The 574-nt window shown below is 69.2% G+C and carries 2 protein-coding genes; both read right to left on the reverse strand.

Annotation, left to right across the window (positions count from 1 at the left end; all coding sequences use genetic code 11):
- The coding region (locus tag AC1DKQ_RS22455) for a serine dehydratase beta chain (protein ID WP_476920286.1) at window positions 1-186 on the reverse strand (186 nt) is incomplete at its 3' end.
- The coding region (locus tag AC1DKQ_RS22460) for a sarcosine oxidase subunit gamma (RefSeq protein ID WP_476920287.1) at window positions 186-574 on the reverse strand (389 nt) is incomplete at its 5' end. The genes AC1DKQ_RS22455 and AC1DKQ_RS22460, both read right to left, overlap by 1 nt.

The raw sequence follows: 574 nt of genomic DNA on the forward strand, positions 1-574 counted from the left end.
ACCGTGGCCCCGGCCGGTGGCGCCGAGGGAACCGAACAGCTCGGCCTGCACCCTGGTGGTAGAGCTCAGCTGCCCGTCGCTTTTTAGCCCGTCCGCGAACCGCTTGGCCGCCCGCATCGGGCCGACCGTGTGGGAAGACGACGGCCCGATGCCAACGGAAAACAGGTCCAGGACGCTAAGCGCCATCAGGGGACCTCGGTGGACGCATATTCGCGCATGGCATCAAGGAGCCAGCGGCCCAGGAACTCCGCAAACGATGCCCGCGGGAAGATCCGGTAGGTCTGGTCCGCGGTCTTCCACAAAATGGCGGGGATGCCGCCGATTTCCGTGGACAGCGCCGTCCCGGTCTTGAAGACCCGGGGGTGCAGGTCCAGCGCGCAGCCTTTCTCCAAGACGGCACGGGCGCGGGGGCCGGAGAGTTCGAGCGTGGTGCGGTTGGCGGACAGGTCCACCACCTGGCCCTGGCCGTCCGCCAGTGCCGTGATGAGCCCCCGGGGGAGCTCGCCGCCCAGGCTTTCGTGGGATTCCGCGGGGGCCACGAGCAGGAATTCTGCCGGGCCCAGCCACAGCACCG

The sequence above is a fragment of the Arthrobacter sp. 05L421 genome (genome assembly GCF_056397785.1).